The sequence below is a fragment of the Meiothermus hypogaeus genome (genome assembly GCF_003574035.1).
In the GTDB taxonomy this organism is placed as follows: domain Bacteria; phylum Deinococcota; class Deinococci; order Deinococcales; family Thermaceae; genus Meiothermus; species Meiothermus hypogaeus.
Genome location: NZ_QWKY01000168.1, coordinates 1 through 1,127 on the forward strand (window position 1 = coordinate 1; position 1,127 = coordinate 1,127).

The 1,127-nt window shown below is 68.9% G+C and carries 2 protein-coding genes; both read left to right on the forward strand.

Annotation, left to right across the window (positions count from 1 at the left end):
- A partial coding sequence (locus Mhypo_RS17750) for a metal-sensing transcriptional repressor (RefSeq protein ID WP_119342527.1) occupies positions 1–203 on the forward strand: 203 nt, incomplete at its 5' end.
- Positions 204–282: 79 nt separating this feature from the next.
- The coding region (locus Mhypo_RS17755) for a heavy metal translocating P-type ATPase (RefSeq protein ID WP_147075622.1) at positions 283–1,127 on the forward strand (845 nt) is incomplete at its 3' end.

The window sequence follows — 1,127 nt, forward strand, 5'->3', positions numbered from 1 at the left end:
TCGAGGGCATCCTCAAGATGCTCGAGGGTGAACCCTACTGCGTGGACGTGCTCAAGCAGATCAAGGCCGTGCAGGGCGCCTTGGACAAGGTGGGCGACACGGTGCTGCAAAGCCACCTGAGGCACCACGTGGTCAGCGCGGCCCAGCGCGGCGACGCCGATACGCTGGTAGAAGAACTGATGGAAGTGCTGAAGTACCGTTAGCCCCGCGTGGCCCGATGAACCCGTCGGGCCACCTTTTCTCAGCCATCCCCTCCCCAGGAGGGGTGCGTCGGGAGGCAATGTGAAAGAACTGCAAATCGGCGTCCAGGGCATGACCTGCGCGGCCTGCGCGGGCCGGGTCGAGCGCGGGCTCAAGAAGGTCGAGGGGGTCGAGGCGGCCTCGGTCAACCTGGCGACCGAAAACGCCAGCGTCGCCTACGACCCCGCCACGACCACACCCCAGGCCCTGGTCGAGAAGATCAAGGAGGTGGGCTATACCCCGGTGGTGGCCGAGGCCGAGCTGGGCGTCACGGGCATGACCTGCGCGGCCTGCGTGGGGCGGGTCGAGCGCGCCCTGAAGAAGCTCGACGGGGTGCTCAGCTCAAGCGTTAACCTCGCCACCGAGCGGGCCACGGTGCGCTACCTCCCCGCCTCGACCGGCGTCGCCCAGCTCAAGCGGGCCGTGCGCGAGGCCGGGTACGGGGTGCTCGAGGCCAGTGCCGGGCAGGACCGGGCCGACGTAGAGCGCCAGGCGCGGGAGAAGGAGATCGCCCACCTGCGCGGCATGACCCTGCTGGCCGCGGCCTTCGCGGTCCCCCTCACCCTGATCGCGATGGTGGGGATGGTGTGGATGCCGGCGCACATGTTCCTCACTTCCCTCGCCCCGATGGAGGCGTGGAACTGGGTGATGCTCGCCCTCACCGTGCCCGTCTACTTCGTGGCCGGGGCACGTTTCCTCCGGCTGGGCTGGAAGGCCCTGCGCTCCCTCTCCCCGGACATGAACAGCCTGGTGATGATCGGCACGGGGGCGGCCTTCTGGTACAGCACCGCCGTCACCGTGTTGATGAGCCTGGCCCCCGGCCTGCTGCCCGAGCAGGCCCGCCACGTCTACTTCGAGGCGGCGGGGGTGGTGATCACGCTGATCCT